Raw genomic sequence first — 21,222 nt, 5'->3', positions numbered from 1 at the left:
TGATAAGGAGCGCGGGCGCGTACCGGTCGGTAGCCTGGTCGCGTGGAGATCGACGTCCTGGGACCGCCCTATGAGCGGCACACGATCGACCTGGGCAGTGACGACGAGGGCGAGGTGGTGGCCACGCTGGTGCGGCGGCGCGCCGAGAGCCCGTCGCGCCGGGCCGTTCTTTATGTCCACGGTTTCGTGGACTACTTCTTTCAGACCCATCTGGCCGATTTCTTCGTCGAGCGCGGATGGGATTTCTATGCGCTCGATCTGCGCAAGTACGGCCGGAGCCTGCTGCCCCATCAGACGCCGAACTTCGCCCGCAGCCTGACCGACTATTTTCCCGAGCTGGACGAGTCGGCGCGGATCATCCGCGAGCAGGACGGCCACGATCAGCTGCTGGTGGCCGGCCATTCGACGGGCGGCCTGATCACGTCGTTGTGGTCGCACGCGCGCCAGCGGCAGGGCATCGTCGACGGACTATTCCTGAACAGCCCGTTCTTCGATTTCAACGTGCCCTGGCTGGTGAAGCGCCCGCTGATGGCGGCGACGATCGCGGCCACCCGCCGTACGCCGTATCGGAAGATCCCGATGGCGTCACTGGGCCTTTACGGGCAGAGCCTGCACAGCGACCACCGTGGTGAGTGGACATACGACCTGGCGTGGAAGCCGGTGTTCGGATTCCCGGTCACGGCCGGCTGGCTGGAGGCGATCCGCCGGGGTCAGCGGCGGTTGCGGGCCGGGCTGGGCATCGACGCCCCGGTGATGGTCGCCTGTTCCACCCGTACGTTCCGGGGCCGCGACTGGCACGACGATCTGCACGTCAGCGATTCCGTGCTGGACGTCGAGCACATCGTGCGGTGGGCGCCGCGCCTCGGACCGCGGGTCACGATCGCCCGCTTCGACGGCGGCATGCACGATTTGACGCTTTCCGGCAAGGAGGTTCGGGTCGAAGTCTTCCGCGAGCTCGCCCGGTGGGTCGACGCGTTTGTGCCGCCTGTGGGCACCCCCGAGATCGACGTGCCGCCGGCCCCCGAGGACGGCGGCGGATCACGGGAATAGCCCTCCGTCCTCCGGCCGGAGTGCGAGCCGGAAAATCCGAACGATTCCGAACATCGATTGCTATCGTTCGCGATTGATGGATGACGGACGTACCGGACAGGATTCGCCGCGGCCCGACCCGGCCGGTTGCCGCAGCCTGGACGAATTGGCCGCGGCCCTGCGCTCGCTCAAGGCCTGGGCGGGCGATCCCTCGTACGACACGATCACGAGGCGCGTCAATGCGAGTCACGGGCCGGCGGGCCGGGGCACGGTCGTCGACTGTTTCCGCGACGGCCGCCGCCGCATCAATCCGGAGCTGGTGGTCGCGGTGGCCGCGGCGCTGCACGACGACGAGGCCTATCTGGCCCGCTGGCGGCAGGCGATCCGGGTTCTGCTGGCCGAGCGGGAGGCCGCGGCCAACGTACGCGTCCTTGCCGGTCTGCCCACCGAGGCGTCCTCGTTCGTGGGCCGGGAGCCGCACCTCGCCTCGATCGAGCGGGCCGCCGGGGTCTGCGTGATCACCGGAATGGCCGGTGTCGGCAAGACTCAGCTGGCCGTTCATGCCGGTCACCGGCGTACGGCGGAAACCACGCTCTTCGTTGATCTGCGCGGCTTCCATCCCGACGAGAGCCAGCCACCGGCCGAGCCCGGGGCCGTGCTCGACGGGTTTCTGCGCGTTCTGGGGGTGCCCGCGCGGCAGATTCCGCACGATCTCCGGTCGCGGTCCGCGTTGTTCCGCGATCAGGTCGCCGGCCGGCAGGCGCTGGTGATCCTGGACAACGCCGTCGACGAGGAGCAGGTGCGCCCGCTGCTGACGCCGGATGCGCTGACGCTGGTCACGTCGCGTCGCGACCTCGGCGGTCTGGGCCCGGCGACCCGGATCGACCTGGACGTGTTCTCGTCGGAGGAGGCGTCCGAGCTGCTGGCGGGCGCGGTGCCGCCGGACGCCGACTCGGATGCGGTCGAGCGGGTCGCGCAGCGGTGCGGTTATCTGCCGCTGGCGCTGACGGTGGTTGCCGGTCAGATGGCGGCGACGCCGGGCTGGTCGGTGGCCGACCACGCCGACCGGCTCGACGAGCGGCGTCGCAACCATCGGCTCGACGACGGTGTCCAGCTCGCCCTGCACCTGTCCGAGCAGGGGTTGCCCGAGCGCCGGCGGATTCTGCTGCGCCGGCTGGCCGGTCATCCAGGTCAGGATCTTGACGCGTACGCGGCCGCCGCGCTGCTCGACGCCGAGCTCGGCGAGACCGAGGAGCATCTGCGGCGCCTGACGGCCGAGCATTTGATCCAGCAACCGGTGCCGGGCCGTTTCGTGCTGCACGACCTGGTGCGGGCGTACGCGACCGAACGGGCCGCCGACGAGGAGCGTCCCGCCGATCGCCGCGCGGCTCTCACCAGACTTTTCGACCATTACCTGTACGCCGCCTCGGCCGCGATGGACGCCCTGCACCCGGCCGAGAAGCACCGCCGTCCCGTGCTCGAACCTCACGACGTACGGGGACCCGATCTGTCTGATCCGAAGGCGGCGCTGCACTGGTTGGACACCGAACGCGCGACCCTGGTGGCCATCTGCCTGCACGCGGCGCGCAACGGCTGGCCGTCACACAGTGTGCGTCTGGCCGCGACGTTGTACACGTATCTCGACAACGGCGGCTATCCCTCGGCGGCGATCGCCGTGCATTCCGAGGCCCGGCATGCCGCAGCGCGCGTCGACGACCACGCGGGTGAGGCGAACGCGCTGGTCAACCTGGCCGTCGTGCACTGGCAGCTGGGCCGGCATCCGGAGGCGCTCGAGCAGTTGACCGAGGCGCTGACCCTGTTCCGCCGGCTGGGCGACGGCCGCGGTCAGGCGCGCGCGCTCGGCAATCTGGGCGTGGTGCACAACGCGTTCGGCAACCACGAGCAGTCGGCCGCACATCACGCGCAGGCGCTCGAACAGTTCGCGGCGATCGGCGACCGGGTGGGCGAGGCGAACACCTTGACCAACCTGGGCGACGTGTACGTGCGGATGGGCCGCGTGCCGGAGGCGGCCGAACACCACCGCCGCGCCCTGGCCCTGTTCCGCGACCTGCAGCACCGCGGCGGCGAGGCGACGGCCCTGACCAACCTGGGCGACGCCGACACCGAGCTGGGCAACAACGCGGCCGCGCTCGATTCGTACGACAAGGCCATCGCGATCTTCGGCGAGCTGGGCGAACGGTATGGGCAGACGTGCGCGCTGAACGGCCGCGGCGAAGCTTTGGCCGCCGCGGGCCGCAACGAGGAAGCCTTCACGACCTTCCAGGTGGCCCTGGGCACCGCCCGTCTGATCGATGACCCGGCCGAGCAGGCCCGCGCCCACGCCGGCTTGGCCGCGTTGTACGAGGCCGCGGGCGACCCCACGTCGGCGGCCGGACACCGCCCGCCCTACGCCGCCGGCACCCCTGTTGACGACCCGTCAACATAGCCGCGCCCGCTCCGGCAACGGCCGGACGGCGGTTACCCCTGGGCCGCCTTCGGCAAGATAAGCTGTGGGCCCCATGCGCTCGTAGCTCAGCGGATAGAGCAACGGACTTCTAATCCGTCGGTCGCAGGTTCGAATCCTGCCGGGCGCGCTTCTGCCTGGCGCGCTTCTGACTGCCAGGCGGCTTTGACTCAGCTGGGCGCCACACTCTGGCAAGTTGGCACGATGCCACTTAGCGTTCGTTCAGTGTTGCAAGAGGCGAAGTACCGCCAAGCGGACAAACTGCTTTGCTTCAAACCTGGGTGAAAGCCCTCATACTGCCTTATCTGCTAACCGCAGATAGCGTCCTGCCGACGGCCCGAACAGGACAGAGGGTTGCTGATGGCCGACAGACGCCTGACGATAACAGTCAGGAGGATCGTCATGACACTGAACTCAGACACCTCAGCAACCGGTCGGCCGATCTACTACCCGGGCCCGGGCATCGTGGTCACCCGCACGTACATCGAGACGGAAGACTCGATCTACCGGGTTCGCGATCTCGTCGTCGAGGACCCCACCTACCTGTACGCCCACCCGGCGCGAGCGGTGGCCCTCTACTGCGGAGCTCTCGAGCTGCTGCTGACCCTCGGCGTCGCCGCCATCAACGGCTCGGCGGCATGGCTGCTCTGCGCGGCCGGCGTGTTCGCCGCCATGGGCCTGGGCGGGGCGATCTGGATCGACGACTACCGCAACCCGCGCAACATGGAACTGACCGCCATGCATCGGGGGCGCCGAGTCGTGCTGTTCACTTCGGACAATCAGCGCGTCTTCGAACAGGTCCGCCGGGCAGTCGTCCGCGCCGTCGAGGCCAACGGCCCGCCGACGCCCTGATCACCGGCCGCTGCTCCGGTCGCGCCGCATGGCGATGATCGGAGGCGGCGGCCGGCGCGGCTCAGCCCGCCCGCATCTCGTCCCGGATGGACCGGATCATCTGCAGAGCGCGATCACCGGTGCGGCCGTAGTCGAGCAGATCCTTGAAGAGGGCGTTGTGCCGGTCGGTGACCTCGCGGTCGAAGACGAGAAAGTCGTATCCGGCGGCGGCCTCCACGAACATCACGTCGTCGTGCGTGTTGCCGGAGAACTTGAGAATCTCGAAGGAACCGCCGAGGCCGGAGTGGTGTTCGAGGTCGAGTGGGGCCACGCCGAAGACGAATCGGTCGGGGTCTTCGGCCAGCGTCAGGAGATGGTCGAGTTGACGGGCCATGACCTCTCGTCCGCCGGTGGGGCGCCGAAGCGCCGACTCGTCGATCATCATCGTCATTTGCGGAGGGTTCTCGCCGCGCTGCCGCTCGAACAGGGCCTGCTGGCGGTCGACCCGCAGATCCACCCGCGCCCTTACCTGCTCGTCGTTCGGGTCGGTGCGCAATGTGCGCGCCGTAATAGCCCGCGCGTACTCCTTGGTCTGCAAAAGTCCGGGGACAAACAGCAATTGCCAGGTATGAATGCGGGAAGCTTCGTTCTCGTACGCGACAAAATCGGCGAAAGCGCCGGTCAGCCGGTGCCGGCTGTACCACTGACGAGAGCGCGACGTGCGGGCGAGCCGCGACAATTCGGCGACGACCGCTTCGTCGGTGATGTGGTAATGCCCCAGAAGTGCACGCACCTCCAAAGGCTGGACCGTCACCTCGCCTTTTTCGATTCTGGTCAATTTCGAGACCGACCAGTCCATGATCTTGGCGACCCCGGCGACGTTGAGACCCAGCCCCTCGCGCAAGGACTTCAGGCGCAGCGCCACGTTCGCTCGGGCAATCTTCGGCCCGACCTCTTCGGACGGCATGACGGACTGGTCAGAAGCATCCGACATGCCAGCACCCTCCCGGAGACCGCAACTAGTCACGGCTCGAATCTGCAATATGCAGGTGGCCGAAGCCCACCCGCAGAATCCTACCGCATGGGATTGATGTCAATTATCGCCACAGGCCGAATGGTGCCGCTGTTGCCGCTCCGAAGGATCCAAAGAGCTGAATCTCAGGTACTGTGAGTGATCGGCCGACTGCGTTCAGGCAGTCGAGCCTGAGCACAGTTCAAGGCGTTCAACTACGCCACTACGCCGCCCATGCGACATGGCCGTTCGATTCCATGGGCGACCGTTCACGGGAGGCACAGTGGACAACGGGATCGCGCCTGGATGGCGCAAGAGCACGAGGAGCGCCGGAGGGAACTGCGTCGAGATCAACAGAGACGGCGAGCGGGCCCTGATGCGCGACACCAAGGACCGCTCCGGCCCCGTGCTCGACTTCGATGACGACGCGTTCGGCGCCTTCCTCGATGATGTGAAGGAAGGCAAGTTCGACCTGCCGGAGCGGGGCTCGGACTAGCCGCCGATCAGCTTGGTCATCAGCGTGCGTGCCTCGTCGCCGGACACAGCGGCGCCCATCAGCATGCGCACCTTTTCCCGAAGCGGGTCAATCTGGCTGCTGTCGTCCGAGATGATGTCCCCGAAAGGTCCCTCGGAGAACGCCAGGCTGCCGTCCGCCGTGTCGTGAACCTCGAACGTGCCGGCCAGGCCCGGGTGGGCGCCGTGGTCGAGCGGCACGACGCCGACGTGCACGGAAGGCTTGCGGGAGAGCTCGATGAGATGCTCGATCTGCTCGCGCTTCGCGGCCGATCCACGGCGCAGCACCGATTCGTCGATCACCACGTGGACCTGCGGGGCGTCAGCGCCATTGAGCCGCTCGAGGAATGCGGCATGCCGTTCGTTACGAAGCCGTACGCGGTCTGCGCTCTTCTCGTCAGAGGCTGGGAGCCCGGACACGCCGCCGAACGTCTCTTGCGAGACCGTCGGCAGTTGAAGCACGCCCGGCAAGAAGCTGGGCGCGTTGTAGAAGATGCTCTGGGCGACTTTCTCGACATCCCGAAGCCGGGCAAAGGCCTCGGAGTCGTGCAGGTCGTCGAACATCTTCGTCATCGTCAAGCCCCCCATACAGTCCGAGGGTACCCTCGGATGCGACTGGCAATCTGCAAATCGCTGGTTTCCATCAGCGGACAGCAGAGTACACACGTCTCACAGCTCTTTAAAGTTGATCGTGCGTGTCCCTGGGGGCTTCTCGGGGGTTGTCCTGCGACACCTCAGCCACGCGGCGACGAAGACCGTCCATACAGCGGCACCCGGTCGGGGTTCCGCTGAATGCGCCTGCCCGCGCACCGCCCACGCGGCGATCAGCAGCAACTCCAGTCGAGCGAGGCCGACGGCGGCAGGAAGTGCAGCGCCGCGTAGAAGCCGAGGGAGGCTGCCACGCGGGCAGCCCCCACCCCGGCCGGCGCCGGCACGACAGGGTCCGGTGCCTGCCCCGGCTGAGAGTTACCCGGTCAGCGCCTCCGTCGGGGACAGCCGGGCCGCTCGCACGGCCGGGTACAGGCCGGCCACCGCCCCGATCACCAGCGTCGCGCCGACGCCGCCGAGCAGGACCCACGGCGGGACCACGGTCGGCCAGGCCTGGGTCACCGCGTACAGGCCCGTGACCAGGTAGCCCAGCAGGACCCCGGCCGCGCCGCCGAGCAGGGACAGCAGCAGGGATTCGGCGACGAACTGAGTGCGGATCTGCCCCCGTGTGGCCCCGAGGGACCGCCGCAGACCGATCTCCGCCCGCCTTTCCAGCACCGAGATGACCATCGTGTTGGCGACTCCGATGCCGCCCACCAGCAGGGCCACCGCGCCCAGGCCGAGCAGCAGGGCGGTGAAAGCGTCGTTCGTGGCCCGTCGCGCGGCCAGCGCGTCCGACGGCCTCGACACCTGGACCTCGTCGGGGTTCGACGGGTTGGCAGTCGGCGCCAGCACCCCCCGTACGGCCTCTACCAGCGCGTCGGCCGAGCGCGTGTAGACGGTCGTCGGGCGTCCGTCGAAGCCGAGGTAGGACGCGGCCGACTCCCAGCCCAGCAGCACCGACTGGTCGAGCTCGGGGGCCAGCGCCACCGGGTCGAGCACCCCGGTGACCGTCCACCAGCGTCCGCCGATGTAGACGGACGGCACATTTCCGAGCCGCCGCGCCGCCGTCGACCCGAGCACCACCGTCGGGTATTTCGCGTTGAGCCAGCTGCCGTGGGCGAGTGCCCCGCCGACGGTTGTCAGCAGGTCGGGCGAGGCCGCCAGCACGCCCAGTCCGCCCGTCTCCCCGGACGGGATCCGGTCGGTGCGGTAGACCGCCGTGTCGGGGAGCCGTCCGGTCGCGGTGGCCGATCGCACCGGGCCGATCCGCTTGATCATCGAGAGGGCCTCGCCGGGCAGGACGGCATCCTCGCCGAACATCGTCTGGCCGGGGCTCACGGTCAGCATGTTGGTGCCGAGGGCGGCGAGCTCGCGGTCGAGGTCGGCCCGGCTCGACGACGAGATGCCGACGACCGCGGTCATGGCGGCGATGCCGATCGCGATGCCGAGGGCCGAGAGCACGGCCCGCAACGGTCGCGACTGCAATCCGTACCCGCCGAGGCGCAGCAGGTCGGACGGCCGCAACCGGGCCGGGGTGAGCGCCATGTCAGATCACCTGCCCGTCGCGCATCGGCACCTGCCGGGGCAGGCTGCCGGCGATCTCGTGGTCGTGGGTGATGACCAGGACGGTCGTGCCTGCCTCGTTCAGCTCGCGCAGCAGCTGGACCACCCCGGCGCCGGAGACCGAGTCGAGGTTGCCGGTCGGTTCGTCGGCCAGCAGCACGGCCGGGTCTCCGGCCACCGCCCGGGCGATCGCGACCCGCTGGCGTTCCCCGCCCGAGAGCTGGTCAGGCCGATGTCCGAGCCGATTGCCGAGGCCGACCCGCACCAGGGCGGCCTCGGCGCGCCACTCACGCTCCTTTCGCCGTACGCCGGAATAGAGCAGCCCGTCAGCCACGTTGGCGATCGCCGTCCGCCCCGGCGCGAGGTGGAACTGCTGGAAGACGAAGCCGATCCGGCCGGCCCGCAGCGCCGACAGTTGCCGGTCGCTGAGCGTCGCCACGTCGTGCCCGTCGATGCGCACCGAACCCTGCGTGGGCCGGTCGAGCGTGCCGATCAGGTGCAGCATCGTCGACTTGCCCGATCCGGACGGCCCGACGATCGCCACCAGTTCGCCGTATTCGACGGCCAGGTCGACGGATCGGACCGCGGTCACCCCGCCCGGGTACGCCTTCGTGACGCCGTCCAGTTCGATCACCGCGTTCACGACGGCATCCCCACCTTGAGTCCCGCCCGCAGGTCGCCGCCGGACACCTCGACCCGGCCGTCGGCGAACAGCCCGGTCCGGACGGCGACGATGCGCGTGGCGCCGGACTCGACGATCTCCAGCCCGTATCCGCCCTCGGCCAGCGCGAGCAGCGCCGCGACCGGCACGGTGAGCACGTCCGGCCGTTTCGATGCGACGAAGTCGACGCTGACGGCCGCCTCGTCCAGGCCGGGAGGCGACTTGGCGAACGCGATCGTCACGTCGATCATCGTGGTGTCGTCCTCGTTGCCCTCGCCCGGCTCGACCACTGTCTCGACGGCGGTGATCTTGCCGGTGGAGGTGCTGCCGTCGGGCATCTCGACCTGGACCGCCGCCCCCTTACGGGCCAGCCGCTGATCGTCGACCTCGAGCTGCACCGTGGCCACGGTCGTCGTGCCGGTCGTCTTGAGCAGTTCGGTGCCCGCTTGCACGAGGGTGCCGGGTTCCGAGCTGAGCGAGTCGATCCGGACCGGTCCTTTCCCGTACGCGATCTGGCTCGTCTCCACCCGTCCGGTCTCTTTGCGCCCGAGGTCGTCCTGCCACTCCTCGACGGCTTCGGCGGTCGCGGACGTGTACTCGTCGTCGACCGTGAAGCCCTTGTAGCCGAGCGCGCGCAGGTTCTTCTCGAACTGCCGCACGTCGGCTCCCTCCACCCCCGGCCGCAGGGTGCGATAGGCGGGCAGAGTCCCGTACAGGAGGGAAACGGGTTTGTTGTCGAGGCGATAGAGCGGCTTACCCCGGGTGATCACCGCGCCGCTGGCCGGCAGGGCCGTGACCGTGCCCGAAGCACGCGCGGCGACGGTGCTGGTGTCCCCGTGACCGAGCGTGCCGTCGTGCGATTCGCGGTCGATCAGCGTCTCCTTCGTGATGTCGGCCGTCTCCGCGGGCCCGCTGCTGCTCGGCGTGCCGTCACCGCTCTCCGCCGCGGGCAGGTTGATCACGGTGACCGCCGCGGCGACGGCACCGATGGTCAGCACCCCCGCGACCACGCCCGTCGTGCGCCGGCGACTCATGCCGTCGTCCCGCCGCTGCCGCTGCCCGTTTCTTTGCGTTCGCTGCGGGCCGGCGGCATGTACTTCGCGCACTTCTCGTGGGCCTTGTCGAACGCAGGCTCGCCGGGACCGGTGCTGATCTTGTCGCGGTCCAGCTGGATCGAGCCGTTCGACTGAGGATCGGGGAAATCCGGCACGCCGTTCGCGCGCATGCACTTGGCCATCTGCCGGGCCTTCTCGATCATCTCGGGATCGGGCTTGTGCGCGTCGTTGCCGTCGGGGGCGAACTCCTGGCACGCCTCCTGCGCCGCCTGGATCTTCTTCGGGTCCATGCCCTTCGGCGTCTTGATCATCGTTCGGCCGTCCGGGTCGGGATCGGGGAACCAGGTCATGCCCTGCTCACGCATGCACTGCGCGAATTTGAGCGGTGCGTCCTCGTCTTCGACGGTGCTCGACGCCGAGGGTTGCGGGCTCGCGGTGCTGCTCTGCGCGGTCGCCACGCCGTTCTTGTCGTCGGCCCGGGCGCCGCAGCCCGCGGCGACGAGCACTGTCATCAGTGCGACGACGACCTTTCCCGTACGCATCATCGACTCCTCACCGGCAGCCGGAGCGCTGCCCTGGGGTCGAAGTGAAGCGAGCGCGGCGTTTCCCGGCCGTCACGGAAAAACGTGACGCCCAGGTGACGCCGCCGCGCGGGAGGATGGGCCCATGCGGATCCTGGTGGTCGAGGACGAACCGCTGCTGGCCGAGGCCGTGGCCCAGGGGCTGCGGCACGACGCGCACGCGGTCGACGTGGTCTACGACGGCGGTTCCGCGCTGGAACGGGCCGGTGTCAACGACTACGACGTCGTAGTGCTCGACCGTGACCTGCCCGGCGTCCACGGCGACGACGTGTGCCGGGCGCTGGTCGAACGCGAGGGCGACACCCGGGTGCTGATGCTGACCGCCGCGGCCGGGATCGACGACCGCGTGACCGGGTTGTCGCTCGGCGCCGACGACTATCTGCCGAAGCCGTTCGCCCTGCGTGAGCTGAGCGCCCGGGTGATCGCGCTGGGCCGGCGTTCCCGTCCGGCCGCGCCGCCGGTGCTGCGCCGCGCGGGCATCAGCCTCGATCCGCATCGGCGCGAGGTGTATCGCGACGGGCGTTACGTGCCGCTGTCGCGCAAGGAGTTCGCCGTGCTGGCCGAGCTGCTGCGCGCGGACGGCACGGCGGTGTCGGCCGAGACCCTGCTCGAGAAGGCGTGGGACGAGAACGCCGATCCGTTCACCCACGCCGTACGGATGACGATCCTGAAGTTGCGGCGGAAGCTCGGTGACCCGCCCGTCGTGCTCACCGAACCGGGAGTGGGGTATCGCATCCCATGAGACTCACCGTGCGGGGCCGGCTGACCCTCGTCTATGGCGGCCTGTTCGTGCTGGCCGGCCTGGTGCTGCTGGGGTCGACCGCCGTGTTGTTCTCGCAACGCCTGCCGACGGTCCTGGCCCGGGCCGAGGTGGCGGCGCCGCCGTCCGGGGTGGCCGAGTCGCGGCAGTTCATCGAGGACAGCCGGGACGGCACGCTGGCCACGCTGATCTCCCAGGGGGCGATCGCGCTCGTGGTGGTGAGCGCGGCCGCCATCGCGCTGGGCTGGCTGGTCGCCGGGCGGATGCTCCAGCCGCTGCAGCAGATCACGGCCACCGCGCGCCGGATCGCCGACGCTCCCGACGCCGACCGCGGTCTGCACGAGCGGATCGCGCTGACCGGGCCGCAGGACGAGATCAAGGAACTGGCCGACACCTTCGACGTCATGCTGGCCCGCCTCGACCACTCGTTCGACGGGCAGCGCCGGTTCATCGCGAGCGCCTCGCACGAGCTGCGTACGCCGCTCACGCTCAACCGCACCCTGCTCGAGGTGGCGCTCACCCGGGAGGCCGCGTCCGAGGAGGTGCGCCAGCTCGGCTCGACCCTGCTGGCGATCAACGAACGGCACGGACGGCTGATCGACGGGTTGCTGCTGCTCGCCCAGTCGGAGCGTCCGGTGGCCGAGCGGTCCTATGTCGACCTGGCCGACATCGTCGAGCACGTGGCGGTGTCGGACACGGTCAAGGTGCTCACCGAGCCGCAGGAGGCGACGGTGGCCGGCAACTCCGTGCTGCTCGAGCGCCTCGTGCAGAATCTGGTCGAGAACGGTGTCCGGCACAACATCGCGGCCAACGGCTGGGTCCGGGTCCGTACGGGCACCCGCCTCGACGGCTGGGTCGTGCTCGAGGTCAGCAACTCGGGCCCGGTGATCCCGCGCTACGAGGTGCCCGGCCTGTTCGAGCCGTTCCACCGCTACGGCGCCGAACGACTGCACTCGCCCGGCGCCGGTCTGGGGCTCTCGATCGTGCGGGCGGTGGCACGCGCCCACGGTGGCGACGCCCGGGCCGACGCCCGCGACGAGGGCGGCCTGATCGTGACGGTCACGCTCCCCCGGGCGCTATGAGACGGGGGCCGCGGCCCGGCCGTCACGGCCCTCCGACAGCGACGTCGCCGCGGCCTGGCGGGCCAGGCCGATCACGCCCGCGGTCATGACCGCGGCGGCGAACGCGACCACGACCAGGCCGGCCGGGCCGAAGCGGAAGCCCTCGTCGAAGACCACCACCCCGGCTGTGGCGGCCACGATCGGGTTCGTCACGCTGACCGTTGCGAGCGGGGCGGCCAGACCGGCCCGGCCGTACGACAGCTGGCCCAGCACGTAACCCCCGGTGGCGAAGACCAGCACCGAGACGCCGGCGAACGGGGACACCGCGCCGGCGCCGCCCTCGGTGAACGAGGTCAGCACCGCCTTGGACAGCACCGACGAGATGCCGAACGCCGTGCCCGCGGCCGCCGCCAGCAGCACCGAGCGCACCCGCGGACCGGCCGGCCAGGCGGCCGCCGTCAGCACGGCCACCACCGCGAGGGTGATCAGCGCGAGCCGGCGGTCGCCGGGCTGGGCGAGCACGACCGGCACGGACGACTCGACCGACAGCGACAGGATCAGGGCGAGACCGACGACGGTGAGGACAGCGTCCACCCAGGAGGCGCGGCTGATGGGGACGCGGTAGCGCACGGCGGCGATGGGGAGCGCGAACAGCAGCGTGAGCGTGCCGAGCGCCTGCACCACGGCGACCGTGCCGAAGTTGAGCGCCACCACGTGCAGCACTACGCCACCGGCGGTCAGCAGCAGGGCGACGGCCCACCGGGCGAGGCCGCGCTGGCCGTGCTCGGCCAGGCGCTCCTGGGCGATCGCCGCGGCTGCGTAACTGGCCGCGGAAAGCACCGAAAGCGCGACCGCCCACCCCAGCGATCCCATTTGCACCCCCTCACCCGAGTCTGCCAGACCCGCGGGAAGGGGTCAGCCCGGTCGAGGCCGCCGCCGGGCCTCGGCCAGGCGCGCGGCGTTGCGGTCGATCATGCCGTGGGCGCGGCGCCGGGCGTGTTCGCGCCGCTCGGCCTCGCGGACCCCGCGGCGGTGGTTCGACTGCTCGACCGCGGCGCGCAGCCGCGCTTCCCAGGACTCCGGCTCGTTGCCGGCGAATCTCCATGACATGACGGCAGTCTGCCGCGGAGGTACGACAGAAAATCCTCTCGCTCCGCGGCGGGCCCGGCTGCCACGATCACCCCATGGTGCAGGCGGCGGGAACCCGGATCGGCCGGCGTGATCTGCCCGCCCCGGTCCGGCGGCGGATCGAGGCCATCATCGGCGGGCCGGTCGTCGAGGCCGTCTCGCAGACCGGCGGTTTCTCGCCCGGCACGGCCGTGGGTCGACAGCGAGATCGACGCGGCCGTCATCGTGCACGGAGGCGATCCCGAACGGGTGATCGCGGACCTCGACCGGCGGAACGTGGTCGCCGTGATGGCCGGGTTCGCCGGATTCTTCCTCGACCTCTCCCTGCTCCCGCCGCCGCCCTCGCTGCCGTCCGTGCGCTCGTTCCAGCGGTGGCAAGCCGACCAGTTGCTGCCCTGGCTTCGTGGCCGGCTGTGACGGAAAGCCGCACGTGGTGACCCCGAATCCATCGGCGTGAACCGAAGGAAGGTCACCTCCGTATCAACGCCCGCCGGGACCGTGGCCGCGCACGGCCATCGCAGCAGATGGGAGGTCGAGCACACCGGCCCGGGGTGGGCACGGCAGGGCATTAGGCTGGGTGGTCGGGCTTCGGCGTGGCGGCCCGGACCGGCCAAACCTCAAACGGATCGGAACAAGATGAGCGACCAGGCCAAGGTGCGAGTCCTTCTGTTGGAGAGCATCCATCCCGACGCGGTGTCCCGGCTGGAGGCCGAGGGCTACGAGGTCGAGTCCGTTCGCAACGCCCTCGACGAGTCCGAGCTGATCTCCCGCATCGCCGGTGTCCAGCTCCTCGGCATCCGGTCCAAGACCAAGGTCACGGCCAAGGTGCTCGACGCCGCCGACAGCCTCGTCGCGATCGGCGCGTTCTGCATCGGCACCGACCAGATCGACCTCACCGCCGCCTCGGCCAACGGCGTGGCCGTGTTCAACGCGCCGTTCTCCAACACCCGCTCGGTGGTCGAGCTGGCCATCGCCGAGATCATCTCGATGACCCGGCGGCTCACCGAGAAGAACACGCTCATGCACGCCGGCGTCTGGGACAAGTCGGCCGACGGCGCCCACGAGATCCGCGGCCGGCGGCTCGGCATCATCGGCTACGGCAACATCGGCACCCAGCTGTCCGTGCTGGCCGAAAACCTCGGCATGTACGTGTCCTTCTACGACACGGCCGACAAGCTGGCGCTGAGCAACGCCCACCGCTGCGCCACGATCGAGGAACTGCTCGAGACCAGCGACATCGTGACCCTGCACGTCGACGGCCGTCCCGGCAACTCCGGCTTCTTCGGGGCCGAGCAGTTCAAACGGATGCGCGAGGGCGCCCTGTTCCTCAACCTGTCCCGCGGCATCGTGGTCGACCACGTCGCCCTGCGCGAGGCCCTCGAGAGCGGCCACCTGGCCGGTGCGGCGGTCGACGTGTTCCCGACCGAGCCCAAGGGCCGCGGCGACGAGTTCGTCTCCGAGCTGCGCGGCCTGCCCAACGTCATCCTCACGCCGCACATCGGCGGCTCCACCGAGGAGGCTCAGTCCGACATCGGCGGGTTCGTGGCCAACAAGCTGGCCGCCTTCGTCGAGGAGGGCAACACCACCCTCAGCGTCAACCTCCCCGGCGTCTCGCTGCCCGAGCAGGCCGGGCAGAGCCGCATCGGGCACGTGCACATCAACACCCCGGGCGTGCTGGCCAAGGTCAACAGCATTCTGGCCGAGCACCACGTCAACGTGGAGGGTCAGCTGCTGAGCACCCGCGGCGAATACGGCTACCTGATCACCGACATCGGCGGCGGTTTCAGCAGCGAGGTGCTCGACCGGCTGCGGGCCATGGAGCAGACCGTACGGCTGCGCGTCCTGTCCTGATCCCGGCATCGGAAAAGGGCGCTTCCCCGCGTTGGGGAGGCGCCCTTTCCCGTACGCGTCTCAGCCGTTCTCGACGGTCAGGGTCGTGATCGGTGCCCCGGCGCCCATGTCGTAGCGGTTCGGCACCGCCCAGTTCTTGGGGGTGAGCGTCGAGCCGGGCGGCACGTCCTTGAGCGTCCGGCTGCCGGCCACGACGGTCTTGGCGCCGCCGCCGACCTTGACCCGTACGGGACTGCCGGTCGGCGACGTCACGACGAGCTTCTCCACCGCGCCGTTCACCTTGATCGGCACGGTGCCGGCCGGGCGGGCCAGGCTGATCTGGGCCGTACGCATCCCGCCGACCATCTCGAGCCCGCTGATCTGCCCGCCGCTGAGGTTGATGACCTGCTCCTCGGCATAGCCGGAGAAGCGCAGCGCCCAGCGCACCTTGGCCGCCAGCACGATGTTGATCTCGCCACCGGTGCCGCCGTCGCCGTCCTTGGTGACCTGCAGCTTGATGTCGTCGTCGCGGATCACCGGGTCGGGCAGGATGCCGGCGTCCTCCGGCGTGGAGATGCGATAGAGGTCGTCGCCCAGCTCGCCGATCGACACGTTGACCCGGTTGCTGGCCGCCAGCACCTCGAAGCTGGCCTGGCTCCGGTTGTCGAGCGGGGCGGTGACGACCCGCTCGCCGGCCTTACTGCCCGCTCCGAGCTGCAGCACCTCGTCGAGCTTGTCGTCGGAGCCGGTGAAGTAGGCGACGCCGACGATGCCCCCGGCCACCAGCACGACCAGGCTGAGCAGGACGATGCCGACCGTGACGGCGCGCGACTGGCGCGGAGGCGACGGCGGCGCGGACACGGCCGCCCGTTGCTCGCCGGGGCCGGGCGGTCGGTCGCTGGTCTCGAGGAAACGCCGGAACTCGCCGGTGTCGGCGCCGCGGGGCTCCGGAACACGCGATTCCGCGGGGCGCGGATCCATGGTGTGAGCGTCCATGGCCCGCGCGTCCATCGCGCGGCGGAACTCGCTGGAGTCCGCGCGGAGAAAACCGCCGGTGTCGGCGGTCCGGCGCGTCTCTCCGCTGTCGGGGGCCCGGTGGAATTCACCGGCATCGGCGGGCCATCGCATCTCGCCGGCGTCGGTGGCCCGGCGGAACTCGGCCGGGTCGACGGCCCGGCGGAACTCGCCGGTATCGCCCGGGTACGAGGGGTCGCCGGTGACCCGGCGTGGCTCACCGGTGGGCACCGGGCGGCGCTGCTCACCGGTGTGCGGAGAGACACGGCGCACCGGCAGCTCGGGCTCCGCCGGCGGGAGTCCCGGGGCCGGAACGGCGACCTCGGGCACCGCAGGCACCGACGACGCGGCCGGAGCAGCCGGGGAGGTCGGTGACGCCGGGTGACGTACGGGAGAGATCGGGCTCGACGTGAACCCGAATGAGATGCGGCTGGCTCCGCCGGGGGTGGCCGGACCGTACTCGGGGGCCGTCACCGCCGGAGTCTCGCCGGTCGACGGCTCGGACGACCCGAACCACGGCGGTTCGTCCGCCGCCGGGCGGGCCGGCGGCCGCCGGTACATGGTGTCGCGGGACCCGCCGCCTGGCGATCCCGTTGTCGACGGCTCGACCACCGCCACATCGGACGGTGTTCCGCCAGCCGCTGCTCGGTCAGCTGCTGTCCGGTCCACGTGTAGCCCTTCCCCTGATCCCTGACCGGCGCCGCCGTGCGGCACCGATCCCGCAAACAGGTACGGATCTCACGTCTTCCCGGATGAGTACTGAGCAGAACTACTTACCGTTACTGCCGGCCGGGTCGTACCAGGCCACGCCGGGTGGCGATCGCCACCGCCTCGAGCTGGCTGTGCGCGCCCAGTTTGGCCAGGACCGCCTTCACATAGCCGCGGCACGTGTGCAGGCTGATGCCGAGCCGCCGGGCGATGGCGCGCGCGTCCAGACCGGCCGCCATCAGCTGGAGCACCTCGTCCTCACGCGCGGTGAGACCGCCACCGCGCGGGCCGACCACCGGGCTGGTGCTGCGCAGCAGCCGGGCCAGGATGTCGGTCGAGACCGTCATGCCGCCGCCGTGGGCCGTGCGCAACGCGTTGAGCACGTCACCGAGCGCGCCGTTCTTGGACAGGAAACCGGCCGCCCCGGCCGCGGTGGCCCGCCCGACCAGCGCCGACTCATCGCTGGCAGTGAGGATCACCACACGAGTGTCCGGCTGACGCACGCGAAGGAGCTCGGCGATCGCGATTCCGTCCGCATCGGACAAATCGGGATCGAGGAGTATCACGTTGGGACGCAGTTCGGCGGCCAGCCGCAGGGCCTCGGCACCGGTGAGCGCATGGCCCACGTATTGCAGGTCGGGCTGGCCTGCCAGGGCGTGTCCGAGCAGCTCGGCAAACGTCTGGTGGCCGTCGACGACGAGCACGCTGATCGCATCGCCGTTAGTCATGCGCCACCTTTCCCCGATCCGACCCGTGGAAGTCTAAGGAGTATCCGCACTCATCTTTGCCGTACCAACAGGCGGGTGGTGCACCGGCCCGGATCCGATCCGCCGGTACGCCCGATGATCAGATGAGGCCGAGCGGCCGCTATAACCAATCTTTCGGGTGAGAGCACCCCCCGCATTGGGGCTTGCCGCCATAACTGTCTCACCAGCAGAGTTCGGCACCATGTTCGACATCCAGCTTTTCGGTCGCGTCGAGGTCCGGACCAGGGGTGTCCTCCTCGCGGGAACCGATTTCGGCGGCGACCACCCGCGCCGCATCCTGGCCCTGCTCGCCCTCCGGGGCGAAATGTCCACCTCGGAGCTGGCCGGCCTGCTGGGAGAAAAGAAGAACAGCGTCGAAACCGACATGTCGGTCCTGCGTGATCGCCTGGAGCCCGGAACGGCGCCGCGCGACTCCGTGGTGCGCCGGCGGGACGGCCGGTGGTCGCTCGACCCCGAGCGCGTCCGCATCGACGTCGCGCGCTTCGACGAGCTGATCACCGCCGCGCTGGGCCGACCGGCCGAGCGCCGGGTCAAGCCGCTGACCGCCGCCTCCTTCGTCGCGTGCCGTCCGCTGCTCGAGGAGGAGGACCTGCCGTGGGCCACCGAGGCCCGGGCGGCGTACCGCACCAAGCTCGAGCATGTGACCCAGGTCAATTAGCGCGCGGGCGCGGCCCCGCCAGGCGCAGAATCGCCGCGTGCCGCAGCCCACGACCACACTCCGTACGGTGCCCCTGGCTCCGGAGATCTCTCTGCATCTGGCCGCCGACTCGACCGGCCTGTTCGACTCGGCCGGCGGTGAGTTCCGCAGCGACGAGCCGCCCCCGTTCTGGGCGTTCGTCTGGGCGGGCGGCCAGGCCCTCGCCCGATTCCTGCTCGACCATCCGGAAACGGTCGCGGGCCGCCGCGTGCTCGATCTGGCCACCGGAAGCGGCATCGCCGCCATCGCCGCCGCCAAGGCCGGCGCGGCCGAGGTGGCCGCGAGCGATCTCGATCCGGCGTCCGAGGAAGCGGCCCGCCGCAACGCCGCCGCCAACGGCGTAACGCTGAGCCCCTCGATCGAGGGACCGGAGGTTCTGCTGGCCGGGGACGTCTTCTACAGCCCGCCGGTCGCCGCCGAGATGACCCAGCGGCTTCGCGCGGCCCGCCGGAACAGGGCCGAAGTCCTGGTTGGCGACCCCGGTCGGGGGTATTTCCCGGAACGGCTCTTCGAGCGGATCGCCGAGTACGCCGTGCCCGTACCGGCCGCTCTGGAGGAAGCCGAGACGCTCGTCACAGGGGTTTGGCGGATGCGCTAATGCGTTCATCACCCAACCAGTTGTACGTTACATGCATCTCTGACTGACCGATGGAACGGTTACCGTGCACGAATCCGACTTTCAGAACACCATCCCGCAGTTGGCCGACGAACTTATGCGGTTCGCCCGTGTCGTCGCGCGGGCCAAGAGCATGCTGAACGTCGGAGACCTCGGGGCGGAGTTCTCCGCGCTGATGTTGCTGTTCCCGCTCCGTTTCCGGGGTCCGCTCCGGGCCACCGATCTCGCCGAGATCAAGCAGGCCGACCCGTCCACGGTCAGCCGCCAGGTCGCCCAGCTGGTCAAGGCCGGTCTCGCCCGCCGCGAGGCCGACCCCGTCGACGGCCGCGCCTCACGGCTGGCGATCACCGAGGCCGGCCTGGCCGCCGTCGAGCGGCTCCAGCAGGCCCGGCAGGCCTGGCTGCGCGAGGCGCTGGACGACTGGCCCGCCGACCGGATCGCCGCCTTCGCCGGTCTCTTCTCAGAATTCAACAGCTCGGTCGAGGCTCACCTCGCCACACCACGGGAGAACGCGTGAGCAACTCCAGTCCCACCGCGCCGCCGGCCAAGGCGTCCACGGAATTCACCCACCGTCAGATCCTGACGATCCTGGGCGGCCTGATGATGGGCATGTTCCTGGCCGCCCTCGACCAGACGATCATGGCGACCGCGACCCGTACGATCGCGGACGACCTGAACGGCTTCAACATCCAGGCGTGGGCCACGACGGCCTTCCTCATCACGTCGACGATCTCGACGCCGCTCTACGGCAAGCTCTCCGACATCTACGGCCGGCGACCGTTCTTCCTGTTCGCGATCGGCATCTTCGTCGTCGGCTCGTTCCTCTGCGGCCTTTCGCAGAACATGTACGAGCTGGCCGCGTTCCGGGCGATCCAGGGCATCGGCGCGGGCGGTCTGATGTCGCTCGCGCTGGCCATCATCGGCGACATCGTGCCGCCCCGGGAGCGCGCCAAATACCAGGGCTACTTCCTGGCTGTCTTCGGCACCGCCAGCGTGCTCGGCCCGATCCTGGGCGGCTTCTTCGCCGGCGCCGACCACATCCTGTGGGTCGACGGCTGGCGCTGGGTGTTCTACCTGAACGTCCCGATCGGCATCGCCGCCATGGTCGTCGTGGCCCGGGTGCTGCACCTGCCGCACCACCGGGTCGACCACCGCATCGACTGGCCCGGCGCCGTCGCCCTGATCGTCGGTCTGGTTCCGCTGCTGACCATCGCCGAGCAGGGCCGGGCCTGGGGCTGGGACTCCGGCCGCGCGTTCCTCTGCTACATCATCGGCGCGATCGGCCTCGTCGCGTTCGTGCTCGCCGAACGGGCGTACGGGAACGAAGCTCTGCTGCCTCTCCGCCTCTTCGGCAACCGCACCATCGCCGTCGGCGCGACCTCGAGCACGATCCTCGGCATGGCGATGTTCGGCGGCCTCATGACCGTCCCGCTGTACCTGCAGATCGTGAAGGGCTCGTCGGCCACCATGGCGGGCCTGCAGATGATCCCGTTCGTGTTCGGCATCATGTCCGGCTCGATCGTCTCCGGCCAGCTGATCGCCCGTACGGGTCGATACCGCATCTTCCCCATCATCGGCAGCACGCTGATGGTCGCCTCGCTCGGCCTGTTCGCGACGATCGGCGCCGACACCCCGCTCTGGCGCGTCATGCTGATCATGGTGCTGATGGGCCTCGGCCTTGGCGGCAACATGCAGCCGATGATCACCGCCGTGCAGAACGCGGTGTCCCCGCGCGAGATCGGCGTAGCCACCAGCTCGGTCACGTTCTTCCGCTCGATGGGCGGCACGCTCGGCACCGCGATCTTCCTGTCGGTGCTCTTCAACGTGCTCCCCGGCAAGATCGGCAGCGCCTACCAGAGCGCCCAGGGCACCCCCGAGTTCCAGCAGGCGCTGCAGTCGGACCCGTCGCAGGGCCGGATTCTGGAGGGCCTGCAGGGCGGCGGCGACCTCAGCGACACCTCGTTCCTGAGCCGGCTCACCGACGTGGTCGCGCACCCCTTCAAGGTCGGCTTCTCCGACGGGATCCAGGTCGTCTTCCTGCTGGCCCTGGCGGTAATGATCGTCGGCCTGGTCGTGGTGCTGTTCCTCCCCGAGATCCCCCTGAGCCTCCGCTCGGCCCAGCAGCAGCGGGCCGACGACGCGCTGGCCGCCGAAAACAGCATGGGCGTGCCCGGCGAGGTGGGCGCGGGCCCGCTCGGCGACGGATCCGCCGAGCCGGTCCGGGCCAGCAAGGAACCCCCGAAGTAGCCCCGCCACGACACACGCCTGCGCCGCTCACGATCTGTTCGTGGGCGGCGCAGGCGTTTCTGTACCTGGACCGGGGTGCCACCGCGTCCTGCGC

General features: G+C 70.0%; 22 protein-coding genes and 1 tRNA gene. 13 read left to right on the top strand and 10 right to left on the bottom strand.

Going from position 1 to position 21,222, the window contains the following annotated elements; translation table 11 throughout:
* Positions 1-42: 42 nt before the first annotated feature.
* From ACZ3I4_RS35955 to ACZ3I4_RS35940, 4 genes are all read left to right on the top strand, one after another.
* Complete coding sequence (locus ACZ3I4_RS35955; protein WP_465386548.1) at positions 43-1,050, top strand: alpha/beta hydrolase; 1,008 nt, start codon at positions 43-45, stop codon at positions 1,048-1,050.
* Between the two features lie 76 nt (positions 1,051-1,126).
* Positions 1,127-3,475: a tetratricopeptide repeat protein gene (locus ACZ3I4_RS35950; protein WP_465386547.1), complete on the top strand. Its 2,349-nt coding sequence runs from the start codon at positions 1,127-1,129 to the stop codon at positions 3,473-3,475.
* A gap of 75 nt (positions 3,476-3,550) precedes the next feature.
* A tRNA-Arg gene (locus ACZ3I4_RS35945) sits at positions 3,551-3,623 on the top strand.
* Between the two features lie 272 nt (positions 3,624-3,895).
* Complete coding sequence (locus tag ACZ3I4_RS35940; RefSeq protein ID WP_465386546.1) at positions 3,896-4,345, top strand: DUF6232 family protein; 450 nt, start codon at positions 3,896-3,898, stop codon at positions 4,343-4,345.
* Positions 4,346-4,406: 61 nt separating this feature from the next.
* On the opposite strand, the gene ACZ3I4_RS35935 is transcribed toward ACZ3I4_RS35940, so the two are convergent.
* The gene (locus ACZ3I4_RS35935; RefSeq protein WP_465386545.1) at positions 4,407-5,318 is read right to left on the bottom strand and encodes a helix-turn-helix domain-containing protein; all 912 of its coding nucleotides are present in this window, start codon (positions 5,316-5,318) and stop codon (positions 4,407-4,409) included.
* Positions 5,319-5,619: 301 nt separating this feature from the next.
* Between ACZ3I4_RS35935 and ACZ3I4_RS35930 the strand changes: the two genes are divergently transcribed.
* Entirely contained in the window at positions 5,620-5,832 is a 213-nt protein-coding gene (locus ACZ3I4_RS35930) for a DUF397 domain-containing protein (protein ID WP_465386544.1), read from the top strand.
* On the opposite strand, the gene ACZ3I4_RS35925 is transcribed toward ACZ3I4_RS35930, so the two are convergent.
* The 5 genes from ACZ3I4_RS35925 to ACZ3I4_RS35905 form a co-directional block, all read right to left on the bottom strand.
* Positions 5,829-6,413 (bottom strand): DUF5753 domain-containing protein, encoded by a 585-nt coding sequence (locus ACZ3I4_RS35925; protein WP_465386543.1) that lies wholly within the window; start codon positions 6,411-6,413, stop codon positions 5,829-5,831. The genes ACZ3I4_RS35930 and ACZ3I4_RS35925 overlap by 4 nt on opposite strands.
* 402 nt (positions 6,414-6,815) lie before the next feature.
* Positions 6,816-7,985 (bottom strand): ABC transporter permease, encoded by a 1,170-nt coding sequence (locus ACZ3I4_RS35920; protein ID WP_465386542.1) that lies wholly within the window; start codon positions 7,983-7,985, stop codon positions 6,816-6,818.
* 1 nt (position 7,986) lies between these two features.
* A complete protein-coding gene (locus ACZ3I4_RS35915; RefSeq protein WP_465386611.1) occupies positions 7,987-8,637 on the bottom strand; it encodes an ABC transporter ATP-binding protein in 651 nt (216 codons plus the stop codon).
* A 5-nt stretch (positions 8,638-8,642) separates the two neighbouring features.
* On the bottom strand, positions 8,643-9,698 hold the full coding sequence (locus ACZ3I4_RS35910) for a peptidoglycan-binding protein (protein WP_465386541.1): 1,056 nt from the start codon (positions 9,696-9,698) through the stop codon (positions 8,643-8,645).
* Positions 9,695-10,225: a hypothetical protein gene (locus ACZ3I4_RS35905; RefSeq protein ID WP_465386540.1), complete on the bottom strand. Its 531-nt coding sequence runs from the start codon at positions 10,223-10,225 to the stop codon at positions 9,695-9,697. The genes ACZ3I4_RS35910 and ACZ3I4_RS35905 overlap by 4 nt, the downstream gene beginning before the upstream one ends.
* Before the next feature lie 160 nt (positions 10,226-10,385).
* Here ACZ3I4_RS35905 and ACZ3I4_RS35900 point away from each other — a divergent pair, with 160 nt between their 5' ends.
* Positions 10,386-11,042 carry a response regulator transcription factor gene (locus ACZ3I4_RS35900; RefSeq protein WP_465386539.1) on the top strand — a complete coding sequence of 219 codons (657 nt, stop codon included), beginning with the start codon at positions 10,386-10,388 and terminating at the stop codon, positions 11,040-11,042.
* On the top strand, positions 11,039-12,142 hold the full coding sequence (locus ACZ3I4_RS35895; RefSeq protein ID WP_465386538.1) for a sensor histidine kinase: 1,104 nt from the start codon (positions 11,039-11,041) through the stop codon (positions 12,140-12,142). The genes ACZ3I4_RS35900 and ACZ3I4_RS35895 overlap by 4 nt, the downstream gene beginning before the upstream one ends.
* Here ACZ3I4_RS35895 and ACZ3I4_RS35890 read toward each other — a convergent pair.
* Positions 12,137-12,994, bottom strand: a complete 858-nt coding sequence (locus tag ACZ3I4_RS35890) for a DMT family transporter (protein ID WP_465386537.1) — start codon at positions 12,992-12,994, stop codon at positions 12,137-12,139. The genes ACZ3I4_RS35895 and ACZ3I4_RS35890 overlap by 6 nt on opposite strands.
* Positions 12,995-13,036: 42 nt before the next feature.
* On the bottom strand, positions 13,037-13,231 hold the full coding sequence (locus tag ACZ3I4_RS35885; RefSeq protein WP_465386536.1) for a hypothetical protein: 195 nt from the start codon (positions 13,229-13,231) through the stop codon (positions 13,037-13,039).
* A gap of 267 nt (positions 13,232-13,498) precedes the next feature.
* On the opposite strand from ACZ3I4_RS35885, the gene ACZ3I4_RS35880 reads away from it, so the two are divergent.
* Together ACZ3I4_RS35880 and serA are read left to right on the top strand one after the other, a co-directional pair.
* Positions 13,499-13,666: a hypothetical protein gene (locus ACZ3I4_RS35880; RefSeq protein ID WP_465386535.1), complete on the top strand. Its 168-nt coding sequence runs from the start codon at positions 13,499-13,501 to the stop codon at positions 13,664-13,666.
* 219 nt (positions 13,667-13,885) lie between these two features.
* Positions 13,886-15,100, top strand: a complete 1,215-nt coding sequence (gene serA / locus ACZ3I4_RS35875; RefSeq protein WP_465386534.1) for a phosphoglycerate dehydrogenase — start codon at positions 13,886-13,888, stop codon at positions 15,098-15,100.
* A gap of 60 nt (positions 15,101-15,160) precedes the next feature.
* Here serA and ACZ3I4_RS35870 read toward each other — a convergent pair whose 3' ends face one another.
* Both ACZ3I4_RS35870 and ACZ3I4_RS35865 read right to left on the bottom strand, forming a co-directional pair.
* Positions 15,161-16,567, bottom strand: coding sequence for a hypothetical protein (locus ACZ3I4_RS35870; protein ID WP_465386533.1), 1,407 nt, complete (start codon positions 16,565-16,567; stop codon positions 15,161-15,163).
* 305 nt (positions 16,568-16,872) lie between these two features.
* The gene (locus tag ACZ3I4_RS35865) at positions 16,873-17,529 is read right to left on the bottom strand and encodes a response regulator (RefSeq protein WP_465386532.1); all 657 of its coding nucleotides are present in this window, start codon (positions 17,527-17,529) and stop codon (positions 16,873-16,875) included.
* A gap of 220 nt (positions 17,530-17,749) precedes the next feature.
* On the opposite strand from ACZ3I4_RS35865, the gene ACZ3I4_RS35860 reads away from it, so the two are divergent.
* The 4 genes from ACZ3I4_RS35860 (at position 17,750) to ACZ3I4_RS35845 (ending at position 21,128) form a co-directional block, all read left to right on the top strand.
* On the top strand, positions 17,750-18,226 hold the full coding sequence (locus tag ACZ3I4_RS35860) for an AfsR/SARP family transcriptional regulator (protein WP_465386531.1): 477 nt from the start codon (positions 17,750-17,752) through the stop codon (positions 18,224-18,226).
* Between the two features lie 37 nt (positions 18,227-18,263).
* Positions 18,264-18,863 (top strand): class I SAM-dependent methyltransferase, encoded by a 600-nt coding sequence (locus ACZ3I4_RS35855; protein WP_465386530.1) that lies wholly within the window; start codon positions 18,264-18,266, stop codon positions 18,861-18,863.
* A 100-nt stretch (positions 18,864-18,963) separates the two neighbouring features.
* On the top strand, positions 18,964-19,398 hold the full coding sequence (locus tag ACZ3I4_RS35850; RefSeq protein WP_465386529.1) for a MarR family winged helix-turn-helix transcriptional regulator: 435 nt from the start codon (positions 18,964-18,966) through the stop codon (positions 19,396-19,398).
* A complete protein-coding gene (locus ACZ3I4_RS35845; RefSeq protein WP_465386528.1) occupies positions 19,395-21,128 on the top strand; it encodes an MDR family MFS transporter in 1,734 nt (577 codons plus the stop codon). Before ACZ3I4_RS35850 ends, ACZ3I4_RS35845 begins: the two co-directional genes overlap by 4 nt.
* Positions 21,129-21,222: the final 94 nt, after the last annotated feature.

The sequence above is a fragment of the Actinoplanes sp. NPDC021490 genome (assembly GCF_055562135.1).
Note: the sequence above shows the minus strand (reverse complement) of the source record. Positions and strands in the feature narration are given on the sequence as shown.

Excerpts from the sequence above, each read along its gene's own strand:
- ACZ3I4_RS35950 (WP_465386547.1), top strand. The coding sequence starts at position 1,127 with ATGGATGACGGACGTACCGGACAGGATTCGCCGCGGCCCGACCCGGCC.
- ACZ3I4_RS35940 (WP_465386546.1), top strand. The coding sequence starts at position 3,896 with ATGACACTGAACTCAGACACCTCAGCAACCGGTCGGCCGATCTACTAC.
- ACZ3I4_RS35935 (WP_465386545.1), bottom strand. The coding sequence starts at position 5,318 with ATGTCGGATGCTTCTGACCAGTCCGTCATGCCGTCCGAAGAGGTCGGG.
- ACZ3I4_RS35925 (WP_465386543.1), bottom strand. The coding sequence starts at position 6,413 with ATGTTCGACGACCTGCACGACTCCGAGGCCTTTGCCCGGCTTCGGGAT.
- ACZ3I4_RS35920 (WP_465386542.1), bottom strand. The coding sequence starts at position 7,985 with ATGGCGCTCACCCCGGCCCGGTTGCGGCCGTCCGACCTGCTGCGCCTC.
- ACZ3I4_RS35910 (WP_465386541.1), bottom strand. The coding sequence starts at position 9,698 with ATGAGTCGCCGGCGCACGACGGGCGTGGTCGCGGGGGTGCTGACCATC.
- ACZ3I4_RS35900 (WP_465386539.1), top strand. The coding sequence starts at position 10,386 with ATGCGGATCCTGGTGGTCGAGGACGAACCGCTGCTGGCCGAGGCCGTG.
- ACZ3I4_RS35895 (WP_465386538.1), top strand. The coding sequence starts at position 11,039 with ATGAGACTCACCGTGCGGGGCCGGCTGACCCTCGTCTATGGCGGCCTG.
- ACZ3I4_RS35890 (WP_465386537.1), bottom strand. The coding sequence starts at position 12,994 with ATGGGATCGCTGGGGTGGGCGGTCGCGCTTTCGGTGCTTTCCGCGGCC.
- ACZ3I4_RS35885 (WP_465386536.1), bottom strand. The coding sequence starts at position 13,231 with ATGTCATGGAGATTCGCCGGCAACGAGCCGGAGTCCTGGGAAGCGCGG.
- serA (WP_465386534.1), top strand. The coding sequence starts at position 13,886 with ATGAGCGACCAGGCCAAGGTGCGAGTCCTTCTGTTGGAGAGCATCCAT.
- ACZ3I4_RS35865 (WP_465386532.1), bottom strand. The coding sequence starts at position 17,529 with ATGACTAACGGCGATGCGATCAGCGTGCTCGTCGTCGACGGCCACCAG.
- ACZ3I4_RS35860 (WP_465386531.1), top strand. The coding sequence starts at position 17,750 with ATGTTCGACATCCAGCTTTTCGGTCGCGTCGAGGTCCGGACCAGGGGT.